Origin of the sequence: Rathayibacter sp. AY1D9, assembly GCF_002932395.1 — a bacterium.
In the GTDB taxonomy this organism is placed as follows: domain Bacteria; phylum Actinomycetota; class Actinomycetes; order Actinomycetales; family Microbacteriaceae; genus Rathayibacter.
In genome coordinates this window covers 1-14,654 of the sequence record NZ_PSVQ01000034.1, presented here as the reverse complement: position 1 = coordinate 14,654, position 14,654 = coordinate 1, and the positions used below count along the sequence as shown (strand labels likewise).

Sequence of the window (14,654 nt, the reverse complement as noted above, 5' to 3'; positions counted from 1 at the left end):
GGGGGGAGAACCCGGGCGAGTCATTGACCGGGGCCGATTCACACATGTGATTCGTCTCACGACGACTGTCGGAGACTCGGCCCACTTGACTAACAAACCCATCCGCACGAGAACGCACGGTGTCAAGAGCCGACCGAGCGAGTCTACACGCGGCCCCGGAGCCTGGCTAGGGCGGGGAGACGTGCGGCCAGGAGCCGCTCAGGTCGGGGGCCGCGAAAGCCGGGAGCCGCGAAGCCCGGGAGCCGCGAAGCCCGGGAGCCGCGAAGCCCGGGAGCCGCGCACCTCCGCAACCGGTCCCCCGCGGAGTCGCCCCGCAACAGCCCCCCGGCCCCGAGCCGCAGCACGATCGACGCGCGCCCGCGCGCAACGACCGCCCGTCCGCTACTGCGACGCCCGCCGGGCCCGGTACGCGGCCACGTTCGCGCGATTGCCGCAGTTGCCCGTGTCGCAGTAGCGCTTCGAGCGGTTGCGGGAGAAGTCCACGAGCACCGCCTCGCAGTCCTCCGCCGCGCAGACGCGGATCCGCTCGCGCTCGTCGCCGCGGATCACGTCGACGAACGCCATGGCGGCCTCGACCAGGATGCGGGTGGCGAGCGGGCTCTCGTCGCGCGTCGCGTGGAGGTGCCAGCCGTAGGGTCCGTGCCGGACCAGCTGCGGGAGCGCGCGGCCGGAGTCGAGCATCCCGTTGACGACGGGGACGAGGTCCTCCTCGGCCCGCGTGAGCCAGAGGGTGCGGAGGGAGGAGCGGATCGACTGCACGGCCTCCAGCTCCTCGGTCGATCCGTCGCGGCTGCCCGTGTACCGGTTCTCGAGGAGGAAGTCGTCCAGCTGCTCGATCGTCGCCATCTCGTCCTCGCCGGACGGCGACAGCTCGGGGAGCGTGTTGACGAGGGTGGCGGTGGAGGTCAGTGACGCCTCGACGTCATAGGCGAACACCATGTTGACTCCTGACAGTGCGGCTCAGTAGTGTGCGATCAGCTCGCTGTCACGAGTGTAATCCTTTTGACTCCTGAAGGAGCCGACCATGACCGCCGAGAGCACCGCCGCCGTCACCCTCCCCGCCGCGAGCGCGCCCGCGCCTGCACGGCGCCTCGGCTCGGGCCTCGTCGCGGCGCTGGCCGCGTCGGCGGCGTTCGGTCTGGGCGGGCCGTTCGTGAAGCCGCTCCTCGAGGCGGGCTGGACGCCGGCGTCCGCGGTCCTCTGGCGCGCGGGCGGCGCCGCCCTGATCCTCGCGATCCCGGCGGTCCTGTCCCTCCGCGGCCGCTGGCCCGTGCTCCGCCGCAACCTCGGCACGATCGCCCTCTACGGAGTCTTCGCCGTGATCGCCGCGCAGCTCTGCTTCTACAGCGCGATCGAGCACATGTCGGTCGGCGTCGCCCTGCTGATCGAGTACCTCGCGCCGGTGTTCCTCGTCCTCCTCGCCTGGGCGCGCACCCGCCGGCACCCCGGCCGCTTCACCCTCGCCGGCTCCGCGCTCGCGCTCGGCGGCCTGGTGCTCGTGCTCGACCTGTCCGGCGAGTCGACCCCCGAGCTGGTCGGCATCGCCTGGGCGCTGACCGCCTCGCTCGGCCTGTGCGTCTACTACGTCATCGCCGGCCGGGTGGATCCGGAGCTGCCGCCGATCGCGCTCACGGCGGGGGCGATGACGGTCGGCGCCGCGATCCTGCTGGCACTCGGGGCGCTCGGCGTCACACCGCTGCGCGCGACCTTCGGAGAGGTGGTGTTCGTCGGAGCGGAGGTCAGCTGGCTCCTCCCCGCGGGCGTGATCCTCGGCATGTCGACGGTGCTGGCGTATCTGCTCGGGATCGAGGGCGGACGCCGTCTCGGCACGCGGATCGCCTCCTTCGTCGGCCTGACGGAGGTGCTGTTCTCGATCGCGGCCGCGTGGCTGATCCTCGGCGAGCTGCCCGCGCCGATCCAGTTCGGCGGCGGCGCGCTGATCCTCGCGGGGGTCGTCCTGGTCCGGCTGCAGCGCGAGCCCGGCACCCCCTGATCGCGGGGGTGCCGCATCCGGGGCGCCGGGCACCCCGTACGCTGATCGCACTCATGCGCGAGCCCACCCGATCCCCGCGACGCGTCGCCGCGGTCCTGGCCGCCCTCGCACTCCTCCTCTCGGGCTGCGCGAGCACCACTCCCGTCTCGGAGCCGGTGGCGCAGGCGCTCGGAGCGGCACCCGCACCCGACTGGTCCGGCGTGAGCGTGACGGCCGACGTCGTCTACGACGCGAGCACTGGGCAGAGCGCCGACGTCTGCTCCTCCCCTGCCCCGTCGGCGGAGCCGCGGCCCGCCGTCCTCGTCGTGCACGGCGGCAGCTGGGCCCGTGGAGGCAAGGCCGACGCGAACTGGCGTCCGATCTGCCAGTGGCTCGGATCGGAGGGGTTCGTCGCCGTCTCGGTCGACTACCGCCTCGCGCCCGCCGCCGTGTTCCCCGCGCAGCTCGACGATGTGACGGCCGCCCTCGACTGGCTGCTCGAGCCGGAGCAGACCGCGCGCTTCGGCATCGATCCGGAGCGGGTGGCGGCCTTCGGCGGCTCGGCCGGCGGCAACCTCGCCTCTCTGCTCGGCACGCTGCCGTCGACCTCGTCGCGCCTGGCCGCCGTGGTCGACCTGAGCGGCCCCTCCGATCTCAGCGCCGCCGGCCTCGCCGACGACGACCCGGTGGTCGGAGTCGCGGCCGCCGTGCGCAGCTACCTCGACTGCGCGGACCTCGCCTCCTGCCCCGCTGCGACCGCCGCCTCGCCCCTCGCGCAGGTGGACGGCTCCGAGCCGCCGTTCCTCATCGCGCACGCGGCGCACGAACGGGTCGCGCTCAGCCAGTCGGCCCGCTTCGCCGAGGCGCTGCGCTCAGCGGGCTCGAGGGTCGACCTCCTCGTCCTCCCCGGCTCGCTGCACTCGATCGCGCTCCTCGACGACGCTCTGCGTGCTCGAGTCGTCGAGTTCCTCCGCGCCCACCTGGGCTCGTGAGCGGAGTCGTCGTCCGCCTCGAGGACGCAGCCGGAGCGGAGGGCCTCCTCGCCGCGGTCCCACCCCCGCACGCCCGCGTCCTGATCGCCCGGATCGACGGGGCGGCGGCCGGCGTGCTGGTGCTCGCTCCCGGCCCGGACGACTTCGCCGAGGTGCTGGAGCTCGTGGTCGCCTCCGTCCACCGGCGCACGGGAGTCGCCCGACGGCTCGTCGCGGCGGCGGAGTCGTGGGCGCGGGTGCAGCGGATCCGCACGCTGCGCCTGGCCGCCGCGCCGGAGCTCGCCCCAGCGGCCGGGGCGCTCGGCTTCACGGCGATCGACGGCTTCGGAGCCCACGTCGGCGACGACGCGGTGCTCTGCTTCGCGCGTCCGGTCTGAGCAGCGCCCGCTCCGAGGCGAGCCTGGTCCGAGGAGCCCTGCCCGAGGGCCCGCCCGTTTGGAGGCCGACACGGCAGGACGCCCGCTCCGATCCGCGTGCCGCTCCCGGGAGGCGGCCCCGCCTCGTCCGGCGCTCACCCCCGCCGTCAGTCGATCGAGCAGCCCGGCTCGTCCGACAGCGCCCGCTGGATCCGGGCGCGGTGCTCGTCCGACATCGGCGGCAGCGCGTCGGGCGCGAACCAGCCGACCTCGGTCGACTCGTCGTCCGCGACGTGGGCCTCCCCCGAGATCCAGCGGCAGCGCACCACGTGGTCGAGGTACTGCGAGCGGTCCCCGTTGGGGTACTGCATCGGCGGCAGGGTGTGCACCTGCACGAGGCGCTCGACCTCGATCTCGACGCCCGCCTCCTCCTGCGCCTCGCGGCGGGCGGTGCCGGCGACGGTCTCGCCCGGGTCGATGATCCCGGTGACGGCCGTCCAGGCTCCGGTGTCGGCGCGCCGGACGAGCAGGACCTCGAGCGCCGGCTCCTCGCGGAGGATCACCGCGGTCACGCCGGTGAGCCAGAGCAGCTCGGTCCCGATCCGCTCGCGCAGCCGCAGCACGAAGTCAGGAGTCGCCATCAGTGCTCTTCGGGTCGGAAGTCGAACGCGACGATGCCGGCCGTGTCGACGAACGGCCCGACGAACTCCTTGAACGCGTCGTGCGCCGGATCCCAGTGCGCGGGGTCCTCGACGGCCGGCCGGCCCAGGTAGTAGTGCAGGTCGCCCTCGGAGGAGAAGGTCAGCAGGAACGCCCGGTCGAAGCCCTCGCCCGCACCCTCGATGCTCAGCTGCGGCCCGGTCTCGATCGACTCGATGTAGCGCCGTCCGTCGCGGACGCACTCGTCGGCCAGGGCGAGGAAGCGGCGGGTGACCTCGTCCGCCTCGGCGACCAGCGCCGTCGGGCGGAAGCGGATCAGGACGAGGTGCCGGAGCGTGCCCGGGCGGAAGTCGCGGGCGACGAAGCGCTCCGGACCGATCTCGTCGAGGACCGCGGTGGCGCGCTCCGGGCCGCTGCGCCAGCGCGAGCCGACCGTCTCGGCCGCATCCCTGATGTCCGTCATGCCGACGCCTTCCCGGCGCGGGCGGCACGCCGCCGCTCACGATACCCCTCGACCAGGTTGTAGACGACGGGCAGGACCACGAGGGTCAGCACCGTCGAGGACACCAGGCCGCCGATCACGACGATCGCCAGCGGCTGCGAGATGAAGCCGCCGTGGCCCGTGATCCCCAGCGCCATCGGCAGCAGGGCGAAGATCGTCGCGAGGGCGGTCATCAGGATGGGCCGGAGCCGCCGCTCGGTGCCGTGCAGCAGCGCCTCCCGCACCGGCATCCCGCGATCGCGGTACTGGTTCACCAGGTCCACGAGCACGATCGCGTTCGTGACGACGATGCCGATCAGCATCAGCACGCCGATCAGGGACGGCACGCCCAGCGGCACGCCGGTGATCACCTGCAGGAGGATCGCGCCGGTCGCCGCGAACGGCACCGACACGAGCAGGAGCAGCGGCTGCAGGAGCGAGCGGAACGTCGCCACCATCACGACGTAGACGATCAGGATCGCGACCAGCAGCGCGATGCCCAGCTGCGAGAACGCGTCGGCCTGGTCGGCGGTCACTCCGCCGAGGGAGGCGTCGACACCGGCCGGAAGCGCCGTCGCGTCGATCGCGTTCTGCACGGCGACGTTGGCCGAGGCGAGGTCGTCGCCCTCCGGGGTGACGGTGATGGTCGCGGTGCGCTGCCCGCGCTCGGTGGTGATGCTCGCCGGACCGTCCGTCTGCTCGACCGCCGCGAGGGTGGAGAGCGCGACGGTGCCGGTGAGGGTCGGCACCTCGAGGTTCCGCAGCTCGTCCACGGTGGCCGGCGGCTGCCCGTCGGCCAGGTAGATCGAGAGGGTGCGGTCGTCGATCACGACGCTGCCGACCTGGCTGGGCTGGAGCGCCTGGCTGACGATCGTGCCCACGGCGACCTCGCTGAGACCCGCCCGGGCCGCGGCGTCGCGGTCGACCCGCACCGCGATGTAGGGCAGCGAGGAGGAGAGGTTGCTCTCGGCCTGGCTGATCCCGTCGGTCCCGCGCAGGGCCTCGAGGAGCTGGTCGCTCGCGCTCTGGAGGTCGCTCTGCGAGGCGGTCGAGAGGTCGACCTCGATGTCCGAGGAGGCGCCGAAGCCGGAGGAGGCGGCGACGCTGATGTCCTCGGCCGAGGCGACGCCCGACAGCGCGTCGCGGACGTCCGCCTGCACGGCCTCCTGGTCGGCCGACTCATCGGTGGTGACGGAGTAGCGGATCGAGGTGCCGCCGCCGCCTCCCCCGCCGAACGCGCTCTGCAGGCCGCCGGAGGAGCCGACGGTGAGCTGGACGGTCTCGACGCCGTCGACGCCGAGGATCGCCGTGCTCGCCTGCTGCGCCGTCGCGTCCTGCGCGTCGAGGCTCTGGCCGACGGGGACCGTCTGGGTGACGGTGAAGGTGTCCTGCCCGCTGGAGCCGAGGAAGTTCGTCTTCATCAGCGGGTACAGCGCACCGGTCCCGACGAGCACGAGCAGCGCCAGGAGGACGGTGACGACCGAGTGCTTCAGCGTCCAGTGGATGATCGGGCCGTAGACCGACTGCAGCCCGCGCGCCCGGCGGCGAGCGGCGTGGGCGCCGTGGTGCGGGGCCTCCTCGACCGGCGCGGCGGTGTCGGCCGGGACGCCCGAGGCGGGTGCTCCTCCGGCCGCCGCGCGCTCCTCCGCGAGCGCCGCCTGCGCGGCCTGGCGCACCGCCGGCCGCTTCGAGGGGCGGAGGAACCAGTAGGCGAGCACCGGCACGATCGTCAGCGCCACCACGAGGGAGGCGAGCAGGGCGATCGACACGGTCAGCGCGAAGGGCCGGAACAGCTCGCCCGTGGTGCCGCCGACGAACGAGATCGGCAGGAACACCGCGACCGTGGTGATCGTGGAGGCGGTGATCGCGCCGGCGACCTCGCGGACGGCGACCGCGATGGTCCGGGCCCGGTCCTCGCCCGCGTCGAGGTGCCGCTTGATGTTCTCGATCACGACGATGGAGTCGTCGACCACACGCCCGATCGCGATGGTGAGCGCGCCGAGGGTCAGGATGTTGAGGGTGTAGCCGGCCGTCTGCAGACCGATGAACGTGATCAGCACCGACGTCGGGATCGAGATGGCCGTGACCAGGGTCGAGCGCACCGACAGCAGGAACAGCAGGATCACCAGCACGGCGAAGACGAGGCCGAGCGCCCCCTCCTGCGCGAGCGACGCGATCGACTCCTGGATGTAGGGCGCCTGGTCGAAGACCGGGGTGAAGGCGGCGTTGTCGCCGATCGACTCCTCGAGGTCCGGGAGCAGCGCGGCCACGCCGGTCGACACGTCGACGGTGTTCGCCGCGGGGAGCTTGGTGATCGAGAGGGTCAGGGCGGGCTGGCCGTTGACGCGCGAGATCGAGGTGACGGGGGCGTCGGTGACGGCGACGGTCGCGACGGAGCCGAGGGTGGTGACCGTCGGCTCTGCGGTCACGGCCGCGCCTCCCGCCGCCGCTCCGACGTCGGAGCCGCCGACCGAAGCGCCGGAGCCCGCGGAGGCACCCGCGCCCGCTGACGCACCGGCGCCGCCCGCACCCGCGGAGGCACCTGCGGACGGCAGCAGCGGCAGCGCCGCGATCGCGTCGGTCGAGTCGAGCTTGACGCCCGACTGCACCGAGAAGGTCGAGCCGTCCTGGGTGATCTGTCCGCCCGCGACGAGCACGCCGTTCTGCTGCAGGGCCGAGCGGATGTCGCCGGTCGAGAGGCCGGCCGCGACGAGCGCCGCGTCGTCCGGGGTGATCGTGACGCGCTGGGCGGTCTCGCCGACGAGCGCCGCCTCGCGCACGCCCTCGACCTTCTCCAGGTCCGGGATGACCGTGGTGCGCAGGCGCTCGGCCAGCGCGTCCGCGTCGCCGTCGCTCGACACGGCGAGCTGCAGCACCGGCAGGTCGTCGAGGGAGCCGGTGGCCACCTGCGGGTCGACGCCGTCCGGGAGCGTGCTCTTGATCCGGTTGATCGCCTGCAGGATCTTCTGCTCGGCGGTGGCGAGGTCGGTGCCGTAGGTGAAGGACGCCGAGATGAGGGAGGAGTCCGTGGAGGACGTCGCGCTGGTCGTCTCGAGCCCCGGCACCCCCTGGATGGCGGTCTCGATCGGCGTCGAGACGTCGTCGTTGACCACCTCCGGAGCGGCGCCCGGGTAGGACGTGACGACGGCGAGCTGCGGGAAGGAGATCGACGGCGCGAGCTCCTGCTTGAGCCCGGTCAGGGCGACTCCGCCGAAGACGGCGATGACGACAGTGACGAGCGCGATGAGCGCCCGGTTCTTCATGCTGAGGACCGCGAGGAGATGCACCCTCCGAGTCTTCCATCAGCCGACTGAGTGTTGGGAGGGACGCGGCGTTCCGGGGCGTGCGACGGGGCGACCGGCGCCACCGGCCGGCCCCGGACGCCCTCAGCCCAGGCGGACCTCAGCCGTCGACGACCCGACGGGGAGGCTCACTGCAGCGCCCGCCCCGGCGCTCGAGAGCGCGAAGTCCCCGGCGAAGGCCCGGACGCCGACGCGCCCCTCGGCGTCCGTCCGGAGCACCGTCGGCTCGAGCCACCAGTCCCCGCGGATCCGCGAGCGCAGCGCCTCGTAGGCCGGCTTCGGGCTCCCGTCGCGGCGGAGGAACCCGCCCGGCGCTCCGAGCCAGGCGCCGGCGTCGTCGAAGCCCCAGTAGGTGATCGCCTCGACCGCCGGATGCGCGACCAGCGTCTCGTAGTGCCGCACCATCTCGTCCGCCTGCCGCGCCTCCCCCTCCGGGGTGGTCGGCCAGTCCTCGACCACGTGGTCGTTGAGGTCCTCGATCTCGGCGGGCATCAGCTCGCCCGAGACGAGGGTGGTCTCGGTCCAGTGCAGCGGCAGGCCGAAGCGCGCGAACCTGTCGCAGATCGCCGTGATCTGCTCCTCCCCGCGGAACCCCTGGTGCATGTGCGACTGCAGGCCGATCGCATCGGGCCGGGTCCCGGCCTCGAGCACGTCCTCGATCAGCCGCTCGTACTCGGGCCCGAGGTCGAAGTCGTTCAGCACGAGCACCGGTCCGGTGCCGAGGCTGCGCGCCTCCGAGAAGGCCAGCTCGACCATGACGACGCGTCCCTTCTCGCGGGCGAGGCGGGTGACGGCGTTCGTCACGCCGTCCGGCTCGTTCGCGAAGCGCGGCATGATGACGACCTCGTTGATCGCGTCCCAGGTGTCGATCAGCCCGGCGAAGGCGCCCACCTCCCGGCGGATGCGCGCGCGGAGGAGCTGCTCGGCCTCGTCCAGCGGCAGCGCGTCGAGCCACTCCGGCTTCACGTAGTGCCAGACCAGCGGGTGCCCCTTCAGGCGGACGCCGTCCGCGGCGAGCGCGCGCGCCTCGGCGAGCACCTCCTCCGTCGCGGTGCGGCCGCGCTCCGGCTCGAAGCGGCCCCAGTAGACGGGGAGCGTCGCCGTATCGAACAGGTCGAGCCAGAGCCGGCGCTCCTCGGCGCGCGCGGGGTCGGTGCTCGGAGGGGTGCAGCCGAAGGCGAAGGCGTGGCGGCGCTGCTCGACCGTCACGTCGGCGTGGGCGAGCGGAGCGCCGTCGGCACCGAGGACGGTGACGAGGGCGTCGGCGAGACGGGGGCTGAAGTCGGTCATGCGGGGCCTCTCAGGCGGGGTGGCGCTCGTCGAGCGCCGTGTACTCGGATCGGGTGAGCGGGAGGACCGCTCCGTGCTTGGTGTCCTCGGGCAGGTCGAACTCCTCCGCGAGCTCCCAGCGGCCCGAGGCCGGGTCGGTGCTCGTGTAGGCGCGGTAGCCGTAGGGGCGGAGGGCGTACTGGTCGACCCAGAGCGACCAGCGCTCCTCGCGGTGGTGCCGGAAGACCAGCGGCCCCTCGATGCTCGGGCCGAGCTCCTGCCCGATCCCCCGGGCGACGGTGGCGAAGTCGTCCGCGAGGAGGGAGGAGCCGACCTGCTGGAACACCTGCATCGTGTCGGGGGCCTCGTCGTGCTGCTTGGCGAAGCGGTGGACGGCCGTGCCCTCGATCAGCAGCGTCATGTCGATCACTCCGCCGGGCAGCCGCAGGTAGGTCTCGGGCTCGGTGAACGTGCGGAAGTCGCGCGTGCGGGAGAGCAGGATGCGGCTGTCGCCCGTCTCGCCGGTGGCGGGGTCGCCGTCCTCGGCCAGGCCGGAGGACCAGTGCACGAGGAAGTCGCCCGAGACCGGGTCGTAGACCGACTCCGGCGCCCAGGCCATGCCCGCGCCCTCGGGAGCGACGGCGACCGCGCGCGGCTCGGACCACTCGAGGAGGTCCGGGGAGTCCCAGACCACGAGGTCGCGGCTCCCCCGGTGCCGGTAGAGGTCCCAGTCCGGGCCCTCGGGCCGCCAGACGCGGAGGTCGGTGGCGACGAGGTGTAAGCCCCGCGGCGCGCGGACGATGTGGGGGTCGCGGACGCCGCCCGTGCCGCCGGTCCACTCCAGCACCGGCCCGAGCGCTCGCCAGCGCAGCGGATCGTCGCCCCGGCTGAGCGAGAGGAAGATCTTCTCGCTGTGGCCGGTCCGGTCCTCCATGAAGTGGACCAGCAGGTAGCCGTACCCGTCGCTCATGAGAGAACGATCTCACACGCCCGGCGGGTACTCCACCTCAGACCACGTCGGCGAGGTACCCCGGGTCGGCCGCCGGGTGCCGGGCGACCTGCGCCCAGGCCGTCGCGAGCGCCTCCACGGCCCGGTCGGTCGCCTCGGGCGAGTAGCCGATCGGGATGCGGAGGAAGCGCTCGAAGGCGCCGTCGATCCCGAAGCGCGGGCCCGCGGTGATCAGCAGGCCCGCCGTCCGGGCGGCGAGCGCCAGCTGCGAGCTCGCCGGCCGGCCCAGGCCCACCCAGGTGGAGAGACCGCCCGAGACCCGCGGCACGCTCCACTCCGGGATCGCGCGCGCCAGGGCCGCCTCGAGGTGGTCGCGGCCGGCGCGCAGCTGCGAGCGCCGCAGCTCCAGCACGCCGTCCATCCGGCCGAGCATGTCCGCGACCAGGAGCTGCTCCAGGATCGGCGTGCCGAGGTCGCTCGCCGAGCGCGCCAGCGCCAGCTTGCGGATCACCGCCCGCTCGGCGCGGATCCAGCCGATCCGGATGCCGCCCCACAGCGTCTTGCCGACGGAGCCGATCGAGAGCACCGTCCCCTCGGGCCCGTAGGCGGCGAACGGCAGCGGCGTCATCCGCCGGTCGATGTCGAGCTCGGCCGTCGTCTCGTCGGCGATGATCAGGGTCCCCTGCCGGGCCGCGGCGGCGATCGCCCGCTCCCGCAGCTCGGGGGCCATGGAGCGGCCGGTCGGGTTGTGGAAGTCGGGCATCAGGTAGGCCAGGCTCGGGCTCGTGCCGCGCAGCGCGGCGATCAGGCCCTCTCCGTCCCAGCCGTCCGCCCCGTCGACGTTCACCGGCACGAGCCGCGCGCCGGCCAGCCGGAGGGCCTCGTAGGCGTGCGGGTAGGTCGGGGCCTCGATCAGCGCCCGGTCGCCCCGCGCGAGCAGGGTGCGGGCGACGAGCGCGATCGCGTGCTGCGCGCCGATGGTCACCATGATCTGGCCGGGCTCGGTGCGCAGACCCCGCGCGGTGTAGCGCTCGGCGATCGCGCGGCGCAGCACCGGCAGGCCGACCGTGTCGTAGGAGCCGGAGTCGAAGTGCTCGGGGGCCGCCTGCGCCGCGCGGGTGTACGCCTCGGCCAGCTCGGGGACGGCGGGCAGGGCCGCCTTGGTGAAGTCGAGGAAGTCCGGCGCGAGCGAGGGCACCGCGTGCACGGCCGCTCCCGGCAGGCGGGTGACGCTGCCGGAGCCGCGCACGCTGACGAGGTAGCCGCTGTCGCGCAGCTCGCGGTACGCGGCGGCCACGGTCGTGCGGCTGACGCCGAGGCGGGCCGAGAGCTCGCGCTCGGCGGGCAGGCGGCTGCCCGCGGGGATGCGGCCGTCGATCCCGAGGAGGCGGATCCGATCGGCCAGCGCGAGGTAGGCGGGCCGGGTGCCGCGCTGCTCGCGCCAGTCGCCGAGGAGGGTCTGCAGGGCGCGCGCGCCGAAGTGGACATCAGCCATGCGTCCAAGGTAGCCGGATTGGACCGCGCGAAGAAGGCCAATGTCGCGCTGTGATGAGTCCATGACCCTCACCGCTCCCGTTGCCGCCGCCGCTCCCCCAGCGGGCCAGTGGCGCCTCCGACCCGTGCCGCGCCTGCTGGTGGGCCTGATCCTCTACGGATTCGCCGACGCGATGATGATCCGCGCGGCGATCGGCGTGGACCCGTGGACCGTCTTCGCCCAGGGGGTCGCGCACCAGACCGGGCTCGGGATCGGACTGCTCACGAACGTGATCGGCCTGCTCGTCCTGCTGCTGTGGATCCCCCTCCGACAGCGGCCCGGTCTCGGCACCGTGCTGAACGTGCTCGTGGTCGGCACGATGATCGATGTCGGACTGCGTGTGCTGGCGACGCCAGAGGAGTGGTGGGCCCGCGGCCTGCTCTTCGCAGGCGGTCTCGTTCTGCTGGCGGTCGCGAGCGGGATCTACATCGGCGCCCGCCTCGGTCCGGGGCCCCGCGACGGACTGATGCTGGGCCTGCACACCCGCACGGGCCTGCCGATCTGGGTGGCGCGCTCGGGCGTCGAGCTCACGGTGCTGCTCATCGGCTGGGCCCTCGGCGGCGACGCCGGCCTCGGCACCCTCCTCTTCGCGGTGCTGATCGGGCCGCTCTGCTCGGTGACCCTGCCTCTGCTCGGGGTGCGGAGGCACTGACCCGCGCACGACGGACGCCCCGCCTCCCGGACCGGTTCCGGGAGGCGGGGCCTTCGCGATCGGATCGGCTAGCGCTTGGCCGCGATCTCCGCGCGCATCCGCGACGCCTCGTCGGAGTCCTGGATCGAGGCGATCCCCTCGGTGATCGAGGTGCCCGACGCGGGGGCCTCGTGCTCGTCCGCTCCGAGCGTGGTCTCGTCGAAGGGCGAGCGCCCGCCGAGGACCTCGCGGACCTGCACCATGTCGATCTGCTTGGTCCAGGTGCCCACGAGAAGGGTGGCGACCGCGTTGCCGGTGAAGTTGGTGACCGCGCGGGCCTCGGACATGAAGCGGTCGATGCCGACGATCACGCCGACGCCGTTGACCAGGTCGGGGCGGAAGGACTGGAGGCCGCCGGCCAGCGTGGCCAGGCCCGCTCCGGTGACGCCCGCGGCGCCCTTCGAGGCGATCATCATGAAGAGGAGGAGGCCGATCTGCTCCGGGATCGACATCGGCGCTCCGGTGGCCGAGGCGATGAACAGCGACGCCATCGTGAGGTAGATCGCCGTGCCGTCGAGGTTGAAGGAGTAGCCGGTGGGCACGGTGATGCCGACGACGGGCTTGGAGACGCCGAGGTGCTCCATCTTCGCGATCAGGCGGGGCAGCGCCGCCTCCGAGGAGGAGGTGCCGACGATGAGCAGGTACTCGCGGGCCAGGTACTTCATCAGCGAGAAGATGCTGACGCCGGTCACCAGGCGCAGCAGCAGGCCGAGGACGACGACCACGAAGATCGCGCAGGTGATGTAGAAGCCGATCATCAGGGTGGCGAGAGCGACGACCGCTCCCCAGCCGGTCTTGCCGACGACCGCGGCGATGGCGCCGAACGCGCCGATCGGGGCGACCCAGAGCACCATCGAGAGGATGCGGAAGACCAGGACCTGGAGCTGCTTGATCGCTCCGAGGATCGGCTGGCCCTTGGCGCCCATCTTCTGCAGCGCGAAGCCGACGAGCAGCGCGACGAAGAGGGTCTGCAGGATGCTGCCGTCCACGAGCGAGGAGAACAGCGAGACGGGGATGATCCCGAGGACGAAGTCGCTGGTGCTCTCGGCCTTGAGGTCGCTGGTGTCGTAGGTGGCGCTCGAGATGTCGAGGCCCTCGCCCGGGTGCAGGATGTTGCCGACGACGAGGCCGATCGCCAGGGCGAAGGTCGACATCACGATGAAGTAGCCCAGCGCGAGTCCGCCGACCTTGCCGACCGTGGCGGCCTTCGCGATGGAGCCGATGCCGATGACGATGGTGCAGAAGATGATCGGCGCGATCATCATCTTGATCAGTCCGACGAAGGCCTTGCCGACGGGCTCGAGCGTCGCCGCGAAGGCGGGAGCGACGAGTCCGACCACGACGCCGGCGACCACGGCGATGATGACGGCGATGTAGAGCCAGTGGTTCCGGTCAATGCGCCGCCGGGTCTTCGGAGGGGTGACCGCGGGGATCAACCGGTCGGACGGCGTCTGAGGCGTCTTCGCCATGGGGGTGTCCTTCTCTTCGTCGAGGTGAGGGGGTAGGACGATGGTGGCCCCGCCTCCGGAGCCCGGCACGGTTGCGTTCATACTGTTCACGGCGGGGCGCCCCGAGTGCTCGCTCACGAGGGAGTGGCATGGTCAGGACGCCGAGCGCACGCGGACCGCGCGGCAGCATCGCCGCGCGCCTGTTCGCCGTGCAGCTGCTGAGCATCCTGCTGATCGCCGCAGCGGCCGTCGCGGTGCTGGCCCTCGACGCGCGGAGCCGGGCGGGCGACGAGGCCGCGCAACGGAGCCTCGTCGTGGCGCGGACGGTGGCCGACAATCCGTTCGTCCTCGAGTCGACGGCCGGTGCGGATCCCTCCGCGAGCCTGCAGCCGTACGCCGAGGAGGTCATGCGGGACACCGGCGTCGACTTCCTCACGATCATGGCCCCCGACCGCACCCGGTACACCCACCGCGACCGCGACCGGATCGGCCTGCCGTTCCAGGGCACGATCGAGCCCGCGCTGGAGGGGGGGACCTTCACCGAGACGTACACCGGCACGCTCGGGCCCTCCGTCCGCGCCGTCGCGCCGATCGAGGACGCCGACGGCGCGGTCGTCGCGCTCGTGTCGGCGGGCGTCACGCTCTCGGCCGTGGACGCCTCCTTCGCCGCCCGCGTGCAGGTCGTCGCGTGGGGCGCGCTCGGGGCGGTCGCGCTCGGCGCGCTCGGCTCGTGGCTCCTCGCCCGCTACCTGAGGCGGGTCACGGGCGGGCGGGGCCCGGAGCAGATGAGCCAGGTCTTCGCCTACTACGAGTCCGTCCTGCACTCGGTGCGGGAGGGGCTGCTGCTGGTCGACGACCGCGGCCGACTGGTGCTCGCCAACGACCACGCGCTGGAGCTGCTCGGGCTCGAGGTGCGTCTCGAAGTGCAGCTCGACGCCGCGCTCGCGGGCCTGTGCGGCCTTGCCCAGCAGCAGGGCGGCGATCACCGGCTCCTGCACGG

13 protein-coding genes are annotated in these 14,654 nt (G+C 73.1%); 5 read left to right on the top strand and 8 right to left on the bottom strand.

Annotation, left to right across the window (positions count from 1 at the left end; translation table 11 throughout):
* Nucleotides 1-381: 381 nt before the first annotated feature.
* Nucleotides 382-939 carry a CGNR zinc finger domain-containing protein gene (locus C5C50_RS13180; protein ID WP_104269364.1) on the bottom strand — a complete coding sequence of 186 codons (558 nt, stop codon included), beginning with the start codon at nt 937-939 and terminating at the stop codon, nt 382-384.
* An 85-nt stretch (nt 940-1,024) separates the two neighbouring features.
* Here C5C50_RS13180 and C5C50_RS13175 point away from each other — a divergent pair, with 85 nt between their 5' ends.
* Genes C5C50_RS13175 through C5C50_RS13165 form a run of 3 tightly spaced genes read left to right on the top strand, consistent with a single transcriptional unit; the run spans nt 1,025 to nt 3,341 of the window.
* Complete coding sequence (locus C5C50_RS13175; RefSeq protein WP_104257663.1) at nt 1,025-1,993, top strand: DMT family transporter; 969 nt, start codon at nt 1,025-1,027, stop codon at nt 1,991-1,993.
* A 53-nt stretch (nt 1,994-2,046) separates the two neighbouring features.
* Nucleotides 2,047-2,964, top strand: a complete 918-nt coding sequence (locus C5C50_RS13170) for an alpha/beta hydrolase (RefSeq protein WP_104226174.1) — start codon at nt 2,047-2,049, stop codon at nt 2,962-2,964.
* The gene (locus tag C5C50_RS13165; RefSeq protein ID WP_104273638.1) at nt 2,961-3,341 is read left to right on the top strand and encodes a GNAT family N-acetyltransferase; all 381 of its coding nucleotides are present in this window, start codon (nt 2,961-2,963) and stop codon (nt 3,339-3,341) included. The genes C5C50_RS13170 and C5C50_RS13165 overlap by 4 nt, the downstream gene beginning before the upstream one ends.
* Nucleotides 3,342-3,487: 146 nt before the next feature.
* Here the strand turns inward: C5C50_RS13165 and C5C50_RS13160 are convergent, their stop codons facing one another.
* The 6 genes from C5C50_RS13160 to C5C50_RS13135 all read right to left on the bottom strand — a co-directional run bounded on the left by C5C50_RS13160 (nt 3,488) and on the right by C5C50_RS13135 (nt 11,476).
* Nucleotides 3,488-3,961, bottom strand: a complete 474-nt coding sequence (locus tag C5C50_RS13160; RefSeq protein WP_104246894.1) for an NUDIX domain-containing protein — start codon at nt 3,959-3,961, stop codon at nt 3,488-3,490.
* Nucleotides 3,961-4,443, bottom strand: a complete 483-nt coding sequence (locus tag C5C50_RS13155; protein WP_104273637.1) for a Dabb family protein — start codon at nt 4,441-4,443, stop codon at nt 3,961-3,963. Before C5C50_RS13155 ends, C5C50_RS13160 begins: the two co-directional genes overlap by 1 nt.
* Complete coding sequence (locus tag C5C50_RS13150) at nt 4,440-7,748, bottom strand: efflux RND transporter permease subunit (RefSeq protein ID WP_104273636.1); 3,309 nt, start codon at nt 7,746-7,748, stop codon at nt 4,440-4,442. The genes C5C50_RS13155 and C5C50_RS13150 overlap by 4 nt, the downstream gene beginning before the upstream one ends.
* A gap of 99 nt (nt 7,749-7,847) precedes the next feature.
* The gene (locus C5C50_RS13145) at nt 7,848-9,053 is read right to left on the bottom strand and encodes an endo-1,4-beta-xylanase (RefSeq protein WP_104273635.1); all 1,206 of its coding nucleotides are present in this window, start codon (nt 9,051-9,053) and stop codon (nt 7,848-7,850) included.
* Between the two features lie 10 nt (nt 9,054-9,063).
* Nucleotides 9,064-10,002, bottom strand: a complete 939-nt coding sequence (locus tag C5C50_RS13140; RefSeq protein ID WP_104273634.1) for a glycoside hydrolase family 43 protein — start codon at nt 10,000-10,002, stop codon at nt 9,064-9,066.
* 37 nt (nt 10,003-10,039) lie between these two features.
* On the bottom strand, nt 10,040-11,476 hold the full coding sequence (locus tag C5C50_RS13135) for a PLP-dependent aminotransferase family protein (protein WP_104257666.1): 1,437 nt from the start codon (nt 11,474-11,476) through the stop codon (nt 10,040-10,042).
* A 61-nt stretch (nt 11,477-11,537) separates the two neighbouring features.
* Between C5C50_RS13135 and C5C50_RS13130 the strand changes: the two genes are divergently transcribed.
* Nucleotides 11,538-12,167 (top strand): YitT family protein, encoded by a 630-nt coding sequence (locus C5C50_RS13130; protein ID WP_374953139.1) that lies wholly within the window; start codon nt 11,538-11,540, stop codon nt 12,165-12,167.
* Nucleotides 12,168-12,235: 68 nt separating this feature from the next.
* Here C5C50_RS13130 and C5C50_RS13125 read toward each other — a convergent pair whose 3' ends face one another.
* On the bottom strand, nt 12,236-13,675 hold the full coding sequence (locus tag C5C50_RS13125) for a cation:dicarboxylate symporter family transporter (RefSeq protein WP_104223811.1): 1,440 nt from the start codon (nt 13,673-13,675) through the stop codon (nt 12,236-12,238).
* Nucleotides 13,676-13,803: 128 nt separating this feature from the next.
* Between C5C50_RS13125 and C5C50_RS13120 the strand changes: the two genes are divergently transcribed.
* A partial coding sequence (locus tag C5C50_RS13120; RefSeq protein WP_146085903.1) for a PAS domain-containing protein occupies nt 13,804-14,654 on the top strand: 851 nt, incomplete at its 3' end.